Annotated in this window: 16 protein-coding genes; 9 read left to right on the forward strand and 7 right to left on the reverse strand. The window is 61.0% G+C overall.

What is annotated here, in order from left to right; all coding sequences use genetic code 11:
* Positions 1–31: 31 nt before the first annotated feature.
* Together ACJ8IJ_RS21880 and ACJ8IJ_RS21885 are read left to right on the forward strand one after the other, a co-directional pair.
* The gene (locus tag ACJ8IJ_RS21880) at positions 32–295 is read left to right on the forward strand and encodes a FitA-like ribbon-helix-helix domain-containing protein (protein WP_004930730.1); all 264 of its coding nucleotides are present in this window, start codon (positions 32–34) and stop codon (positions 293–295) included.
* Positions 292–771, forward strand: a complete 480-nt coding sequence (locus tag ACJ8IJ_RS21885) for a type II toxin-antitoxin system VapC family toxin (protein ID WP_004930733.1) — start codon at positions 292–294, stop codon at positions 769–771. The genes ACJ8IJ_RS21880 and ACJ8IJ_RS21885 overlap by 4 nt, the downstream gene beginning before the upstream one ends.
* A gap of 32 nt (positions 772–803) precedes the next feature.
* Here ACJ8IJ_RS21885 and envZ read toward each other — a convergent pair whose 3' ends face one another.
* From envZ to cbpA, 4 genes are all read right to left on the reverse strand, one after another.
* The gene (gene envZ / locus ACJ8IJ_RS21890; protein WP_015379311.1) at positions 804–2,174 is read right to left on the reverse strand and encodes a two-component system sensor histidine kinase EnvZ; all 1,371 of its coding nucleotides are present in this window, start codon (positions 2,172–2,174) and stop codon (positions 804–806) included.
* Entirely contained in the window at positions 2,171–2,890 is a 720-nt protein-coding gene (gene ompR / locus ACJ8IJ_RS21895) for an osmolarity response regulator transcription factor OmpR (RefSeq protein ID WP_004709363.1), read from the reverse strand. The genes envZ and ompR overlap by 4 nt, the downstream gene beginning before the upstream one ends.
* A gap of 257 nt (positions 2,891–3,147) precedes the next feature.
* Positions 3,148–3,453, reverse strand: coding sequence for a chaperone modulator CbpM (locus ACJ8IJ_RS21900; protein ID WP_004930739.1), 306 nt, complete (start codon positions 3,451–3,453; stop codon positions 3,148–3,150).
* A gap of 5 nt (positions 3,454–3,458) precedes the next feature.
* Positions 3,459–4,421, reverse strand: coding sequence for a curved DNA-binding protein (gene cbpA / locus ACJ8IJ_RS21905; RefSeq protein WP_004930742.1), 963 nt, complete (start codon positions 4,419–4,421; stop codon positions 3,459–3,461).
* Positions 4,422–4,650: 229 nt separating this feature from the next.
* Between cbpA and greB the strand changes: the two genes are divergently transcribed.
* From greB to ACJ8IJ_RS21930, 5 genes are all read left to right on the forward strand, one after another.
* Complete coding sequence (gene greB, locus ACJ8IJ_RS21910) at positions 4,651–5,124, forward strand: transcription elongation factor GreB (protein WP_004930745.1); 474 nt, start codon at positions 4,651–4,653, stop codon at positions 5,122–5,124.
* Between the two features lie 157 nt (positions 5,125–5,281).
* Positions 5,282–7,615 carry a Tex family protein gene (locus ACJ8IJ_RS21915; protein WP_021504764.1) on the forward strand — a complete coding sequence of 778 codons (2,334 nt, stop codon included), beginning with the start codon at positions 5,282–5,284 and terminating at the stop codon, positions 7,613–7,615.
* Between the two features lie 606 nt (positions 7,616–8,221).
* Positions 8,222–8,446: a ferrous iron transporter A gene (feoA, locus tag ACJ8IJ_RS21920; protein ID WP_004930752.1), complete on the forward strand. Its 225-nt coding sequence runs from the start codon at positions 8,222–8,224 to the stop codon at positions 8,444–8,446.
* A gap of 71 nt (positions 8,447–8,517) precedes the next feature.
* Positions 8,518–10,833 (forward strand): Fe(2+) transporter permease subunit FeoB, encoded by a 2,316-nt coding sequence (gene feoB / locus ACJ8IJ_RS21925; RefSeq protein ID WP_442518911.1) that lies wholly within the window; start codon positions 8,518–8,520, stop codon positions 10,831–10,833.
* Positions 10,833–11,072: a FeoC-like transcriptional regulator gene (locus tag ACJ8IJ_RS21930; RefSeq protein ID WP_442518912.1), complete on the forward strand. Its 240-nt coding sequence runs from the start codon at positions 10,833–10,835 to the stop codon at positions 11,070–11,072. Before feoB ends, ACJ8IJ_RS21930 begins: the two co-directional genes overlap by 1 nt.
* 44 nt (positions 11,073–11,116) lie before the next feature.
* On the opposite strand, the gene ACJ8IJ_RS21935 is transcribed toward ACJ8IJ_RS21930, so the two are convergent.
* Together ACJ8IJ_RS21935 and bioH are read right to left on the reverse strand one after the other, a co-directional pair.
* Complete coding sequence (locus ACJ8IJ_RS21935) at positions 11,117–11,401, reverse strand: YdgH/BhsA/McbA-like domain containing protein (protein ID WP_004930765.1); 285 nt, start codon at positions 11,399–11,401, stop codon at positions 11,117–11,119.
* Between the two features lie 270 nt (positions 11,402–11,671).
* The gene (bioH, locus tag ACJ8IJ_RS21940; protein WP_004930771.1) at positions 11,672–12,442 is read right to left on the reverse strand and encodes a pimeloyl-ACP methyl ester esterase BioH; all 771 of its coding nucleotides are present in this window, start codon (positions 12,440–12,442) and stop codon (positions 11,672–11,674) included.
* A 40-nt stretch (positions 12,443–12,482) separates the two neighbouring features.
* Here bioH and gntX point away from each other — a divergent pair, with 40 nt between their 5' ends.
* Both gntX and nfuA read left to right on the forward strand, forming a co-directional pair.
* On the forward strand, positions 12,483–13,166 hold the full coding sequence (gene gntX, locus ACJ8IJ_RS21945) for a DNA utilization protein GntX (RefSeq protein ID WP_033645623.1): 684 nt from the start codon (positions 12,483–12,485) through the stop codon (positions 13,164–13,166).
* A gap of 58 nt (positions 13,167–13,224) precedes the next feature.
* Positions 13,225–13,800 (forward strand): Fe-S biogenesis protein NfuA, encoded by a 576-nt coding sequence (gene nfuA / locus ACJ8IJ_RS21950; RefSeq protein ID WP_004930777.1) that lies wholly within the window; start codon positions 13,225–13,227, stop codon positions 13,798–13,800.
* Between the two features lie 69 nt (positions 13,801–13,869).
* On the opposite strand, the gene malQ is transcribed toward nfuA, so the two are convergent.
* Positions 13,870–15,960 (reverse strand): 4-alpha-glucanotransferase, encoded by a 2,091-nt coding sequence (gene malQ, locus ACJ8IJ_RS21955; RefSeq protein ID WP_286093648.1) that lies wholly within the window; start codon positions 15,958–15,960, stop codon positions 13,870–13,872.
* Position 15,961: the final 1 nt, after the last annotated feature.

Here is a 15,961-nt window from a genome sequence, read left to right on the forward strand (position 1 = left end):
AATGCAATCATTGATAGCAAAGGAGGTTTAAATGGCGACTATCACCGTCAGAAATCTGGACGACGAAATCAAAGAGCTGCTGCGTATCTCAGCGGCGAAAAACGGCCACTCCATGGAAGAGGAAGCGCGCATGATCCTGAAACAGGCGCTGGTGAAAAAGCCGCCGCGCTATGGATTGGGTACCTGGATGCATCAGCACTTCGCCGAATTCGGCGGCGTTGAGCTGGAGATCCCACCGCGTGACGCCGTGCCGCCACGCATCGTCACCTTTGATGATGAAGATGACAACGCATGATCATTATCGACACCAACGTCATTTCAGAAACGCTGCGTCCCAGCCCGTACTACAACGTCATTAACTGGTTAAATGAAAAGGACAATGACGAGCTCTATCTCAGCGCCATTGTCCTCGCCGAACTGTTCAGCGGCGTGGCCTGCATGCCTGACGGCAAGCGCCAGCGGGATCTCAAGCTGAAATTGGCAGACGCCATTGAATTGAAGTTCGAGGGGCAGATATTGCCGTTTGATGGGCTGTGCGCGATGCAATACGCGGAATTGACGGCAAGGAATCGGCTGCTGGGTAAAGCGATGAGCATGCCCGATACCCAAATCGCCGCCACCTGCCTGCATTACGGCGCCGCCCTGGCCACCCGCAATACCAAAGACTTCCTCCACTGCGGCATCGAGTTAATCGATCCGTGGCAGGCGCCGACCGGCCGTCGGTTGCATGAAGATGCGGCGGAATACTACGTGATGAGCAGAAAGTCCTGACGGGGCCGCAGCGGCGCGGCCCACACCAGAGGTCAGGCGTTTTCCCTGGCCGTTTGATGGCCGTTGGTCGACTCTTTTTTCTCCATCGGCAACGGAATATACGCGCGGATCAACAGCCCGCCGCGCTCGCTGGTGCCGATATCCAGTTCGCCGTCATGCGCGTCGATAATGCGCTGCACGATCGCCAGCCCCAGACCGGTGCCGCTGGTGCTGCGCGCGCTGTCACCGCGTACGAACGGCTGCAACAGGTGCTTCAACTCTTCCGGTTTGATGCCCGGACCGTCATCTTCCACCTGGAACCAACCGCGCTGCAGCTCACGGCCGCTGCTGACCTTGATCCAGCCATTGCCGTAACGCGCCGCGTTCACCACCATATTCACCGCCGCCCGCTTAATCGACAGCGGATGCACATTCATCATCAGCTCGCCCGGCGACAGCGCGGTTTCAATCACCCGCTCATAGCCGCTCTCGGCCGCGACCACTTCGCCTAAAATGGCGTTCAGATCGCTGCTTTCGGTCGGCATTTCCTGCCCGGTGCGCAGATAATCGATGAACTGCTCGATGATGGCGTTGCACTCTTCGATGTCTTTATTGATCGACTCGGCCAGATAGCCGTCTTCGGCGCTCATCATCTCCGTCGCCAGCCGGATGCGCGTCAACGGCGTGCGCAGGTCGTGGCTGACCCCGGCCATCAGCAACGTGCGGTCATCCGCCAGTTGCTTGACGCCCGACGCCATCTGATTGAATGCGCGAGTCACCGACCGCACTTCGGAAGCGCCATACTCGCGCAGCGGCGGCGGAATAATGCCCTTGCCCACCTGCAGCGCCGCATGTTCCAGCTCCACCAGCGGGCGGTTTTGAATACGAATAAACAGCCAGGCGCCGCCGATCGCCAGCAGCATGATCGCCAGCGTATAGCGGAACAGTGGCGAGAAGTCGCCCTGGTGGATTTCCGTCAGCGGCACGCGCACCCAGATATCGGGCTGCAGCCAGGTTTTCAGCCACACCACCGGGGAGTTCTTGTTCACCTCCACCCGCACATCGGTCGGCCCGCCGAGCTGCTGCGCCATCTGCTGGCTGAGGAACTGGTAGTGCTGCGCCCAGCGCAGGCCGCTCTCCTCCGCCGCCGAGTTGGTGTAGAGAGAGATGCCCAGTTCGCGGTAGATCTCACGGCGGAACGCCGGCGGCACTTCCAGCAACGTGCCGTCTTCCAGCTGCAGCCGATCGGTCATCAGCATACGCACTTCGTAGGCCAATACCTTGTTGAACTGCTGCAGGCTGGGCAGGATGGCGAAGTTCAGCACCACCAGATAGGTCGTCACCAGGCTGACGAACAGCAAGGTGACGATCAACAACAGGGTTCGGGCAAACGAGCTACGCGGTGAAAAGCGCAATCGCCTCATGCCTTGCTGCCGTCCGGTACGAAGACATAGCCGAGACCCCACACGGTCTGGATATAACGCGGATGCGCCGGATCTTCTTCAACCATGCGGCGCAGGCGAGAGATCTGCACGTCGATGGAGCGTTCCATGGCGCTGTATTCGCGGCCACGCGCCAGGTTCATCAGCTTATCGCGCGACAGCGGTTCACGCGGGTGGCTGACCAGCGCCTTCAGTACCGCGAACTCGCCGCTGGTCAACGGCATCGGTTCGTCTTCGCGGAACATCTCGCGGGTGCCGAGGTTCAGTTTGAATTTGCCGAACGCGATCACCGCCTCTTCCTGCGAAGGCGCGCCCGGCAGTTCGTTCGCCTGACGGCGCAGCACCGCGCGGATACGAGCCAACAGCTCACGCGGGTTGAACGGTTTAGGAATGTAGTCGTCGGCGCCGATTTCCAGCCCCACGATGCGATCGACCTCTTCGCCTTTGGCGGTGACCATAATGATTGGCATCGGGTTGCTCTGGCTGCGCAGGCGGCGGCAGATGGACAGGCCGTCTTCACCCGGCAACATCAGATCGAGCACCATCAAATGGAAGGATTCACGAGTCAGCAAGCGATCCATTTGCTCAGCGTTGGCAACGCTGCGAACCTGGAAGCCCTGCTCGGTTAAATAACGTTCTAAAAGCGCGCGCAGGCGCATGTCATCATCGACAACCAGGATCTTATGATTCTCTTGCATGGTATTACTCCCAAAGGCTTTATTGCCTGACTCGAATATTGTTAGAAAACCTTGCCATTTGAGACAGCGTTTAATGGTATGTATTCTAGACGAAATTGTTACAAAGCTTATTCTTTTCCCCATTTATCAACAATTTTCAGTGAATGTCGACGGGGGTTCGTTAAAATTTCGCCCTTTATCGGCGCAATGTGGGGTGACGGCCCAATTTTGCACAATTTCGCCACCGGCGAACCGACCGGTGGCGTTTAGCTGTCGGATCAGGAAGTCTGCAGGAAACGCGCCAGCTGCCGGCGCAACTGCCGGTTCTCTTGCTGCAACGCATCAACCCGATCGAGCAACGTCAGCGCCATGGCGATCCCCGGCCAATCCAGATCCAGCTCGGCACGCAGCCTGCGCGCGCGCTGCAGGTGGCTCAGCGCCGGATAATCAAACTCCCAGCGCGGCTGCGCCGGCTCCAGCGGCACGATAACGCCCAGGCCGACGATCTCGACCAGCTCGTCCTCTGAAATCTCCACCCTCTGACACAATTCCACCACGGTGAAAGTGATCTCTTTTTTCATCATCTGCTTTACTCCCATTCCGCGCGCGGGTTGAACGCCGCCTGTTCAGCCAGTTCCCGCCACAGGGCGCTGGCCTTCTCGTTCGGCTTCGGCGGCATCACCACCTTGAGAATGACATACAGATCGCCGGGCTCTTTCTTGCCCGCCAGCCCTTTGCCCTTGACCCGCAGCCGTTTGCCGCTCTGGCTGCCGGCCGGCACGGTCAGCGCGATTTTGCCGGTCAGCGTCGGCACCTCAATGCTGGCGCCGAGCGCCGCTTCCCACGGAGCGAGCGGCGCCACGATGCTCAGGTTGTGGCCGTCGATCTCGAACAGCGGATGCGGCGCAAGGCGGATGACCAGATACAGGTCGCCGTTCTGGCCGCCGCCCACGCCGGCAACGCCCTGCCCCTTGAGGCGAATGCGCTCGCCGTCGCCCACGCCGGCCGGAATTTTCACGTTCAGCGTCTTGCTGGCTTCGCTTACCTGCCTCCCCAGTTCGTCGTACACCGGCAACTTGTAGGAAATCTCGCGGCTTTGGCCATGCAGCGTTTCCTCGAGGAACAGCGGCACCTCCATCTCCAGATCCTGGCCGCGGAAGCCATGCCCGCCGTGCGAGTGCGAAGCAGAGCGATGCCCGCCCGCCGCCCGCCCGCCGAACATGCTTTCGAAGAAATCGGAGAAGTCTTGCGCGTCGGCGCCGCCGCCGTGCCATGAAGCGCTCTGCTGATAGCCGCCGCGATCGCCGCGCGCCTGGCGGCCAAAGTTCGGATCGTTGCGGTGCAGCCGGATCTGATCGTACTCGGCGCGGCGCTCCTCGTCCTTCAGCACCTCATAGGCTTCGGCCACTTCCTTGAACTTGCTTTCGGCATCGTCTTCAGTGCTCACGTCAGGGTGATATTTACGCGCCAGCCGACGGTAGGCCGTTTTGATGGTTTTCAGATCGGCGTTGGGCTCAACGCCCATCGTGGCGTAGTAATCTTTAAATTCCATGCGGTAATACCTTCAATGTGTTGGGTTGTGCGCCAAAATTCCTTGTCTCTCTCGCCAGATATCCTCCTTTCGTCACATTCCTTTTCCGCTACGCTAAGCATACTCCCGATCGTTAAAAGCTGCGCAAACTGAATAAAAACCGTGCGACAAGGCACAGGCCCGCGCGCCATTTCTAAAGCCCCCCGCATTCACGTACACTGTGGCGGTGGCCCCATAAAGATAAATCACGATGAGAACTCAACTGATAACCCGTGAAGGGTATGACAAGCTCAAACAAGAGCTGGATTACCTCTGGCGCGAAGAACGCCCCGAGGTGACCAAGAAAGTGACCTGGGCCGCCAGCCTGGGCGACAGAAGCGAAAACGCCGATTACCAGTACAACAAGAAGCGGCTGCGCGAGATCGATCGCCGCGTCCGCTATCTGACCAAATGCCTGGAGCAGTTGAAGATCGTCGATTATTCACCGCAGCAGGAAGGCAAAGTGTTCTTCGGCGCCTGGGTAGAGGTGGAGAACGAAGACGGCGAAACCAAACGCTTTCGCATCGTCGGTTACGACGAGATTTTCGGCCGCAAGGATTACATCTCCATCGATGCGCCGATGGCGCGCGCCCTGCTGAAAAAAGAGGTCGGGGACGTCGCCACCGTCAATACCCCGCTGGGCGAGGCGCAGTGGTACGTTAACGAGATAAACTACCCGAAGTAAGCTTTCAGCTTTTTCCTAACCGCCGCCAACGCCGCCGTCTGCGCTGTTCTCCATGCCGCGGCCGCGCGGCGGCGGCCCGCTTCGCTGGCATTTTCCCCGATCAATCCGTATAACTGTCCCCTGTTTATTCACCGATCTCAATACAGATACCAGACCTATGAATGACCCACTGAGCCGCATTATTGCAACAGAACTGCAGGCCCGGCCGGAGCAAGTCGACTCCGCCATCCGTCTGCTGGATGAAGGTAATACCGTGCCCTTTATTGCACGCTATCGTAAGGAAGTCACCGGGGGCCTGGACGACACCCAACTGCGCCAGCTGGAAACCCGCCTGGGTTATCTGCGTGAACTAGAAGATCGTCGCCAGACCATCCTGAAGTCGATCGATGAACAGGGCAAACTGACTGAACAATTGGCGGGGGCGATCAACGCCACGCTGAGCAAGACCGAACTCGAAGACCTCTACCTGCCGTACAAACCGAAGCGCCGCACCCGTGGCCAGATCGCCATCGAAGCCGGCCTGGAACCGCTGGCGGATACGCTGTGGCAGGATCCGCAACAGCAGCCGGAACAACTGGCTGAACGCTACGTCGACGCCGACAAGGGCGTGGCGGACGTGAAAGCCGCCCTCGACGGCGCGCGCTATATCCTGATGGAGCGCTTCGCCGAAGACGCCGCGCTGCTGGCCAAGGTGCGCGACTACCTGTGGAAAAACGCCCATCTGGTGTCCAAAGTGGTCGAAGGCAAGGAAGAAGAAGGCGCCAAGTTCCGCGACTATTTTGATCACCACGAACCGATTTCTCAGGTGCCTTCACACCGCGCGCTGGCGATGTTCCGCGGCCGCAACGAAGGCGTGCTGCAGCTGGCGCTGAACGCCGATCCGCAGTTTGAGGAAGCCCCGCGCGAAAGCCAGGCGGAGCTGATCATCATCAATCACCTCAACCTGCGCCTGAACAACGCCCCGGCCGACGCCTGGCGCAAGGCGGTGGTCAACTGGACCTGGCGCATCAAGGTGTTGCTGCACCTGGAAACCGAGCTAATGGGCACGGTGCGCGAGCGCGCGGAAGATGAAGCAATCAACGTTTTCGCCCGCAATATGCATGACCTGCTGATGGCCGCGCCGGCCGGCATGCGCGCCACCATGGGCCTCGATCCGGGCCTGCGCACCGGAGTGAAAGTCGCCGTGGTCGACGCGACCGGCAAACTGGTCGCCACCGACACCGTCTACCCGCACACCGGGCAAGCGGCGAAAGCCGCCGCCATCGTCGCGGCGCTGTGCATCAAACACAACGTGGAGCTGGTGGCCATCGGCAACGGCACCGCTTCACGTGAAACCGAGCGCTTCTATCTCGACCTGCAAAAGCAGTTCGGCGAAGTCCGGGCGCAGAAAGTGATCGTCAGCGAAGCGGGCGCGTCGGTGTATTCCGCGTCTGAACTGGCGGCGCAGGAATTCCCGGATCTCGACGTATCGCTGCGCGGCGCGGTGTCCATCGCTCGCCGCCTGCAGGATCCGCTGGCGGAGCTGGTGAAGATCGACCCGAAATCCATCGGCGTCGGCCAGTATCAGCACGACGTCAGCCAGAGCCAGCTGGCGAAAAAGTTGGACTCGGTGGTGGAAGACTGCGTAAACGCCGTCGGCGTCGATCTGAACACCGCGTCGGTGCCGTTGCTGACCCGCGTGGCCGGCCTGACGCGCATGATGGCGCAGAACATCGTCAATTGGCGCGATGAGAACGGCCGCTTCAGCAACCGTGAACAGCTGCTGAAGGTCAGCCGTCTGGGGCCGAAGGCCTTCGAACAGTGCGCCGGCTTCCTGCGCATCAACCACGGCGACAACCCGCTGGATGCTTCCACCGTTCACCCGGAAGCCTATCCGGTGGTGCAACGCATCCTGGCCGCCACCGAGCAGGCGCTGCAGGACCTGATGGGCAACGCCTCGGCGGTGCGCAGCCTGAAAGCGGTTGATTTCACCGACGACAAGTTCGGCGTGCCGACGGTCACCGACATTCTGAAAGAGCTGGAGAAGCCGGGCCGCGATCCGCGTCCGGAGTTCAAAACCGCCACCTTCGCCGAAGGCGTGGAAACCCTCAACGATCTGCAGCCGGGCATGATCCTGGAAGGCTCGGTGACCAACGTCACCAACTTCGGCGCCTTCGTGGATATCGGCGTGCATCAGGACGGCCTGGTGCACATCTCCTCGCTGGCGGACAAATTCGTCGAAGATCCGCACACCGTGGTGAAAGCCGGCGACATCGTCAAAGTGAAGGTGATGGAAGTCGATCTGCAGCGTAAACGCATTGCGCTGAGCATGCGCCTGGATGAGCAACCGGGCGAGGGTTCACCGCGCCGCGGCGGCAACGCGCCTGCCCAGACGCGCGACAACGCCAACCGTTCGGCAGGCGGCAACAAGGCCAAACCGCGCAACGCGGCGCCGGCCGGCAACAGCGCCATGGGCGACGCGCTGGCGGCGGCATTCGGCAAGAAACGCTAAGTCGGAACCGACAGGGCGGAGCCTGCTCCGCCCTTTCCGAGAAAGAAAACTTGCGGCATTTTTTGACCCGTCTCAATAAACCTTCATCTTTTTATTTCCCGTTGCTGCGTGACCGCCCTCTCATTGTTAAAGCGGCAAACATCCCTTCTGCAGCCGTTTATTAACAACGTCGTTAACACGCATTTTTCATTTTGCGAATTGTGAGCGAAACACAAATGGTTACCGCTCGTATTACGGCGGAATAATGTTATTGAATTGCCTTTTATCAGAAATAAATAAGGGAAAAACGCCATCAATATTTGCAAACGAGAAAACTCGGCTACAAATACGCAACTGATTTAACTCACCATTCTCATTTGTCGCCGAGTAAAAGCAGTGGTAAAACGGGGCTTATCAAGACGACACAACCAAAAACTGTCGGCGCCATAATAATTGGTTACAATACCCCTATTTTTTGTATTGAATTCGATAATGATAATTACTATTATTTGCGCTCACTTTATTGCATGACCTTATGGATGAATACCGCCGACGGCGTGGCATTTTCGCCGGCAACGTCCAATTATCATCAGCCCGATGTTCATCGGCACCCGGAAGGTTAATCACATGCAGCTTCAACCTAAACACACATATAAGATTGTCGGCTTTTCCGGTGAAATTGCACCGGCCTACCGCCAGAAACTGTTATCGCTCGGCATGCTGCCCGGCTCTTCGTTCGACGTGGTGCGCGTCGCGCCGCTGGGCGATCCGATAGAAATAAAAACTCGCCGCGTCAGCCTGGTGCTGCGCAGGAAGGATCTGGCGCTGCTGCAGCTCGACGGCCAGTCCTGAACCGGCGCGCCTCCATTTGCCGACGCGCCCTTGCGCCGGCGCGGCTCTCCTTGAAGACGACACGCTGAACTATGAAAAAACTCACCATCGGCTTAATCGGTAACCCGAACTCCGGCAAAACCACGCTGTTCAACCAGCTGACCGGCGCACGCCAACGGGTCGGCAACTGGGCGGGCGTGACGGTCGAACGCAAAGAAGGCCATTTCACTACCCCGCAGTCCGACGTGCGGCTGGTCGATTTGCCCGGCACCTACTCCCTGACCACCATTTCAGAGCAAACCTCGCTCGATGAGCAGATCGCCTGCCACTACATTTTGAGCGGCGACGCCGATCTGCTGATCAACGTGGTCGATGCCTCCAACCTGGAGCGCAATCTCTACCTGACGCTGCAGCTGCTGGAGCTGGGCATTCCCTGCATCGTGGCGCTGAACATGCTCGACATCGCCAAAAGCCAGCATATCGATATCAACGTCGCCGCGCTGTCGGCACGCCTCGGCTGCCCGGTAGTGCCGATGATCTCCACCCGCGCCGACGGCATCGGCGTGCTGAAACAGATGATCGACAATCATCGCATCAACGAACAGCAGGCGCTGGTGAACTACCCGCCGTTGCTGTTGAAAGCGGTCGCCACGCTGAGCGATGCCATGCCGCAAACGCTGCCGGCGGTGCAACGCCGCTGGCTGGCATTGCAGATGCTGGAAGGCGACATCTACAGCCACCGGCTGGCCGGTCCCGCCGTCGCGCTGCTGCCTGCGGCCATTCAGGCGTTGCAACAGCAGCAGCAAGAAGACCCGGCGCTGGTGATCGCCGACGCGCGCTACCAGTCTATCGCCACCCTGAGCGACGCGGTCAGCAACTCGCAGCAGGCGATGCCCAACCGCCTGACCGACATGCTGGATAAAGTGATCCTCAACCGCTGGCTGGGCGTACCGATCTTCCTGTTGGTGATGTACCTGATGTTCCTGCTGGCGATCAACATCGGCGGCGCGCTGCAGCCGATCTTCGATATCGGCTCGGCGGCGATCTTCATTCAGGGCATTCAGTGGCTCGGCTACACCCTGCACTTCCCCGACTGGCTGACCGTTTTCCTGGCGCAGGGGGTCGGCGGCGGCATCAACACCGTGCTGCCGCTGGTGCCGCAGATCGGCATGATGTACCTGTTCCTGTCGTTCCTGGAAGACTCCGGCTACATGGCGCGTGCGGCGTTCGTGATGGATCGCCTGATGCAGGCGCTCGGGCTGCCGGGCAAATCCTTTGTGCCGCTGATCGTCGGTTTCGGCTGCAACGTGCCGTCCATCATGGGCGCCCGCACGCTGGACGCCCAACGCGAGCGCCTGATCACCATCATGATGGCGCCGTTCATGTCCTGCGGCGCCCGGCTGGCGATCTTCGCGGTATTCGCCGCCGCCTTCTTTGGCCAGGACGGCGCAGGGGTGGTGTTCTCGCTGTACATGCTCGGTATCGCGGTGGCGATCCTCACCGGCCTGGTACTCAAATACACCCTCATGCGCGGCGAAGCCTCGCCGTTCGTGATGGAGTTGCCGGTTTACCACGTGCCGCACCTGAAAAGCCTGCTGCTGCAAACCTGGCAGCGGTTGAAAGGCTTCGTGTTGCGCGCCGGTAAGGTGATCGTGGTGGCCAGCATATTCATCGGCGGCCTGAACAGCTTCTCGTTCAGCGGCAAAACGGTCGACAACATCAACGACTCCGCGCTGGCCACGGTTTCCAAGGTGCTGACGCCGTTGCTGCAGCCGATGGGCGTCCACCGCGATAACTGGCAGGCCACCGTCGGCCTGGTGACCGGCGCGATGGCGAAAGAAGTGGTGGTCGGCACGCTGAATACGCTGTATACCGCCGAGCACATCAACAAAGAGGCGTTCGACGCCGCCAACTTCAACCTGCTCGATGAGCTGGGCGGCGCGCTGCAGGAAACCTGGGACGGCCTGAAAAACACCTTCAGCCTGAGCGTGCTGTCCAACCCGATCGAAGCCAGCAAGGGCGATGGCGAGATGGGCGTCGGCTCGATGGGCGTGATGAGCAGCAAATTCGGCTCCGGCATCTCCGCCTACAGCTATCTGATCTTCGTGCTGCTGTATGTGCCCTGCGTCTCGGTGATGGGCGCCATCGCCCGCGAATCGAGCCGCGGCTGGATGACATTCTCCATCCTGTGGGGGCTGAACGTGGCCTACTCACTGGCGACGCTGTTCTACCAAGCGGCGACCTTCAACCAACACCCGCAGTACAGCCTGACGGCGATCCTGGCGGTGCTGCTGGTGAATCTGCTGGTGCTGTTCGGCCTGCGCCGGGCGCGCAGCCGCGTCACGGTGCGCCTGGGCAACGCCACGCCGGCGGCCTGTTGTCAGGGCGCCAAAGGGAGCTGTCACTGATGGCCGGGCTGCTGCAGGTGCGCGATGCGCTGGCGCTGCGCGGCAGCGCCCAGGCGCAGCAGCTCAGCCAATCGCTGGCGACGCCGCTGCCGCTGGTGCAGGCGATGCTGGATCGTTTGACGGCGATGGGGAAAGTGGAGCGCATCGAACAGGATGACGGCGCCTGTTTGAGCTGCGGCTGCAAAAGCTGCCCGCAGGGCCAGGGGTGCAGCACGGTGTTCTACCGACTGAAAGCCTGAAGATAAGGGGCGCCAATGACGGGCGCCCCATTACCGTTCAAGGCTTATTGTTTGTCTTTGTAAACTTCGGCGATGGCGCTGAATTTACCGTGTTCGCGGCCTGCCAGGATCACGTAGTATTGACCGCCCTTTTCGTCAGCCAGTTTGGACAGCTCTTCCTTGGCGTCCATCGGTGACGTGGTTTCCGCCGTCGTGGTGACGGTGCCGATCTTCTCGTATTTACCCGGGTTCTTATCCAGATCTTCCTTGGTCAGCAGGGTTGCCGCCATGGAGCCGAAAGACACCGAACCCAGCACTGCCGCTGCAATAATCATCTTCAATGATTTCATGACACTAACCTCTCAATGGATAATTTATCTGTTATGAAAGCCGTCAAAAATCCATGCGTAGTACCGCAGGCTGCCGCGACATCCTCAGGCCTCGTTGCTTTCCCTGACGGGGCCCGTTTCCCAGAGACGAAACGCCAAAATGAAAAGCGCCGCACGCGGTCTTTTCATTTTGCAGCCAACGCATTGACTCACTAAGTATTGAACAGCTTTGTCTTTTATCCACCCGGCAGCGTTTTTTTTCGCGCTCTATCGTGCGTTTTCCCGCTGCATTCAATGTGCTGCAATAAACGCTTCGATCATCGTCACAAATTCATCGGGATGAGAGATAAACGGCGCATGGGCGGCTTTGGCCACGATCTGCGACGTGGAGTTCGGCCAGGCGGCATCGAGCAGCTCGGCGACCTTGCGCGGCACTAACCCGTCCAGATAGCCGTAAATCCGCAGCAGCGGCAGATTCAACTCCGCCAGCGGCGCGCGCAGATCGGCGGTGCGCAGGATCTCCAGCCCGCCGTTCAACACCTCGACGCTCGGCGTCGGCTGGTTAAGCACCACCGCTTTCAGCTGGCGCGCATCCTGACGCGCGCTCTCGGTGCCCAGCGTTTGCAGCGCCAGAAAACGCTCGACGGTGCGCTGGAAATCCAGGCTCAGCTGATGCTGGAAACCGCTCAGCACGTCCGGGCGGATCCCCGGCCACGCATCGCGAGCGGCAAAACACGGCGAGGAGGCCACGGTGATAAGCCCCTTGACCCGCCCGGGCTGCATCAGCGCCGCCTGGCTGGCCACCAGCCCGCCGAGCGACCAGCCAAGCCACCAGGCCTGCGGCGGGGCGGCCGCCAGCACGATATCCGTCATCTGCTCCAGCGACAGGGCGCCGAACCCCTGGCTGCGGCCGTATCCCGGCAGATCGACCAGATGCAGGCGAAAATGCGGCGTCAGTCGCGCCTGGATGCAACTCCACACTTCGGCGTTCAATCCCCAGCCGTGCAGCAGCACAAGATCGCGTTCGCCTTCGCCTATTGTTTGCCAGTACAGCGCTGTCATTGGTTACTGTCCTTTCATGCTTATCCGTGTCGGAGACCCTATGCTATCAATCCGCAGCCGCTGTTGGCTATGCCGACAGCCGTTGAGCCTGGTGCGTCATGGCATCTGCAGTTGCTGCCTGCGCCATCTGCCGGTCAACCCTCCGTGTTGCCCGCGCTGCGGATTGCCCGCCGGCGAGACGCAAATGCCCTGCGGCCGCTGCCTGCAACGGCCGCCGCCCTGGCAGCGGCTGGTGTTCGTCGGCGACTACGTTGCGCCGCTCAGCCAACTGGTAAAAAGGTTCAAGTTCCACCGCGCGCCCGAGCTGGCGCCGACGCTGGCGCGCCTGATGCTGCTGCGGTGGCAGCAGGCGCGAAGAGAGCAGTATCTGAACAGACCCGACCTGATTTTAGCGGTACCCTTGCATGCATCACGCTGCTGGCGCCGTGGCTATAATCAGAGCGATCTGCTGGCCCGGCCGCTGGCGCGCTGGCTGGGCTGCGCCTATCGGCCCGCCGCCTTGCGCCGGGTGCGCAAAACCGCCCTGCAACAGCGGCTGAGCGCCTCTGCCCGCAGACGCAATCTGCAGCGCGCGTTCGCCTGTACCGTGCCGGTCGCCGGCCGGCATATCGCCCTGGTGGATGACGTGGTGACCACCGGCAGCACCGTCGCGGCGATCGCGGCGCTGCTGCGGCGGCAAGGCGCCGCCTCGGTGCAGATATGGTGCGTTTGCCGCACGTTGTAGTGCCACGGCAATGGGCGTATTATAACCGACTATAGAAGTCAACTATTGAGCTAATGCTATGATCCGTATAACAGATGCTGCACAGGAACACTTTGCCAAACTGCTGGCAAATCAAGAAGAAGGCACCCAAATCCGCGTATTCGTGATCAACCCGGGCACGCCGACGGCCGAATGCGGTGTCTCTTATTGCCCGCCGGACGCGGTAGAAGCGACGGATACCGAACTGAAGTTCGACAAACTGTCCGCCTATGTCGATGAGCTGAGCGCGCCGTATCTGGAAGACGCCGAAATCGACTTCGTGACCGACCAGCTGGGTTCTCAGCTGACGCTGAAGGCGCCGAACGCCAAGATGCGCAAGGTCGATGACGACGCACCGCTGATGGAGCGCGTGGAATACGTGCTGCAGTCGCAGATCAACCCGCAGCTGGCGGGCCACGGCGGCCGCGTAACGCTGATGGAGATCACCGACGACAACATGGCTATTCTGCAGTTCGGCGGCGGTTGCAACGGCTGTTCGATGGTGGACGTCACGCTGAAAGAAGGCATCGAGAAAGAGCTGCTGCAGAAATTCCCGGAGCTGAAGGGCGTGCGTGACCTGACCGAGCACCAGCGCGGCGAGCACTCCTACTATTGATACCCGGCGTTCGCGCCACGGTAGATAACACAATGCCGGAAGGGGGAACCCGTTCCGGCATTGTCGTTTTCAACCCACCGATACCTTGCGTCGGCGCTTGTCCAAATCCTTCAGCAGCCGGTTTATCCGCGGGTCGGCGAACATCTCCTCCAGCGTCTGGGTCAGCTTGCGCCGCCAGTTAGGGTATTGATCGCTGGTGCCGGGAATGTTGACCGGATCGGCCATATCCAGCCAGTCTTCCGGCTGCAGGCCGAGCAAGGCGCTGGCGCTGTCGGCGACATAACGCTGCAGGCCGCGGTTGAGCAGCGGGCTCATGCCGAGCAGCGCCGCCTTCTTGCCTACCTTCTGCGGCACGCAGCCATAGCGATGCAATCCGTCCAGCAACCCCTGTTTGGCGCGTTCCCGATCGGCGAACAGCGCCTGCAGGATCTCCGCATCCGGGTAAAGGCCCAGCCGATTGCCGAGCGTCAGATCGTCGCTTTGCCAGTAGCCACGCAGCGTCGGCAGATCGTGGGTGGTGATGGTCGCCATCGCCTGCACCGGATAGGCCTGCGGCGCACGGAAATGGTGCTCACCGTCGCTTTCGAAATAGAGCACTTTGTAGGAGTAGACGCCGCTGTCGCGCAGCTTGCCGACGATCTCCACCGGCACCGTGCCGAGATCCTCGCCGATCACCATGCAGCGGTGGCGTTGGCTTTCCAGCGCCAGCACCGCCAGCAGATCGTCCACCGGGTATTTGACATAGGCGCCGCGATCGGCGGTTTCGCCATACGGGATCCACCACAGCCGCAGCAGCGCCATGACGTGATCGATGCGCAGCGCGCCGCAGCTGGTCATGTTGGCGCGCAAAAGATCGATGAACGGTTGATACCCGCGCGCCGCCATCACGTGCGGATCCATCGGCGGCAGGCCCCAGTTTTGCCCCAGCGGCCCCAGAATATCCGGCGGCGCCCCGACCGACGCTTTCAGGCAGTACAGCTCACGGTCACACCAGGTTTCCGCCCCGCCTTCCGCCACCCCGACCGCCAGATCGCGATACAGGCCAATCGGCATCTGCTGCTGCCTGCTCTGGTCAAAACACTGCGCGAACTGGGTGGCCGCCAGCCATTGCAGCCACAGGTAAAAGCGGACCGCGTCCTGATGTTCGGCGCAAAACTGCCGCACCGCGTCGCTCTGCCCCTGCCGATAGCGCTCGGGCCAGGCCGGCCAGCCCCACTGGCTGGCGTCTTTGGCCGCCAGATGGGCATGCAGCGCATCAAACGCCGCCTGCTGATACAGGCTGTCGCCCCCCTCAGCCACGAACTGCTCGAACGCCTGACGCTGCGCGTCGTTCGGCTGGCGCGCCTGAAACAGCGGGAACGCCAGCTTCAGCGCCGCCAGCTTCAGCTGCATCACGGCGGTGTAGTCCACCCACTCCGCGGCGCGCGCCTTGGCCAGCTGCTTCTGCGTCGCCGGCTTCTGCCACCAGCGCTGCGCCGCGTCGCTGCGCTGGAAATCCTCCACCGCATTGACGTCGATATACGCCAGATTCAGCCAGCGGCGCGATGAGGGGCTGTAGGGGCTGGCGCTCTCCGGGTTGGCCGGATACAGCGCATGGATCGGATTGAGGCCGACGAAGGCACCGCCGCGTTCCCCCACCTGCTCCACCATCAGGCGCAGATCGCCGAAATCGCCGATGCCCCAGTTGCGATCGGAACGCAGCGTATACAGCTGAACGCAGGCGCCCCACAGTTTCTTGCCGGTCAGCAAGGCGTCCGGCTCGAAGCAGCGTCTCGGCGCGACGATCACTCGGCATGGCCACTGCTGCTCGCCCTGGCTCAGCGTCAATTGGTGGTACCCCATCGGCAGATCGCCGGGCAGCGTCAGGGTCTTGCGCGCGCCGACGCGCCCCTGCAGGCATTCGCCGTCTTCACGCTGCAGCGCCCACAGGTACTCGCCTTCACCCGCCGGGGTCAACGCCAGCGGCGCGCCCTGATAGAACACCTTGACCGCCGGTAACGGTGATGCCGCGCCTTCCTGCGCGCCATCGGCCCGATTCATGGCCGCCAACAGCTTGCGCTTGGTCTCCGGTTCAATCGCCTGCCGCTTGCCGTGGGCATTGATAAAATCGGCAGCGATCCCCGCCTGCGCTGCCGCCTGATCGATACGCTTGCGATCCATT

It is taken from the genome of Serratia sp. CY40230, assembly GCF_052168835.1.
Taxonomy (GTDB): Bacteria; Pseudomonadota; Gammaproteobacteria; order Enterobacterales; family Enterobacteriaceae; genus Serratia; species Serratia nematodiphila.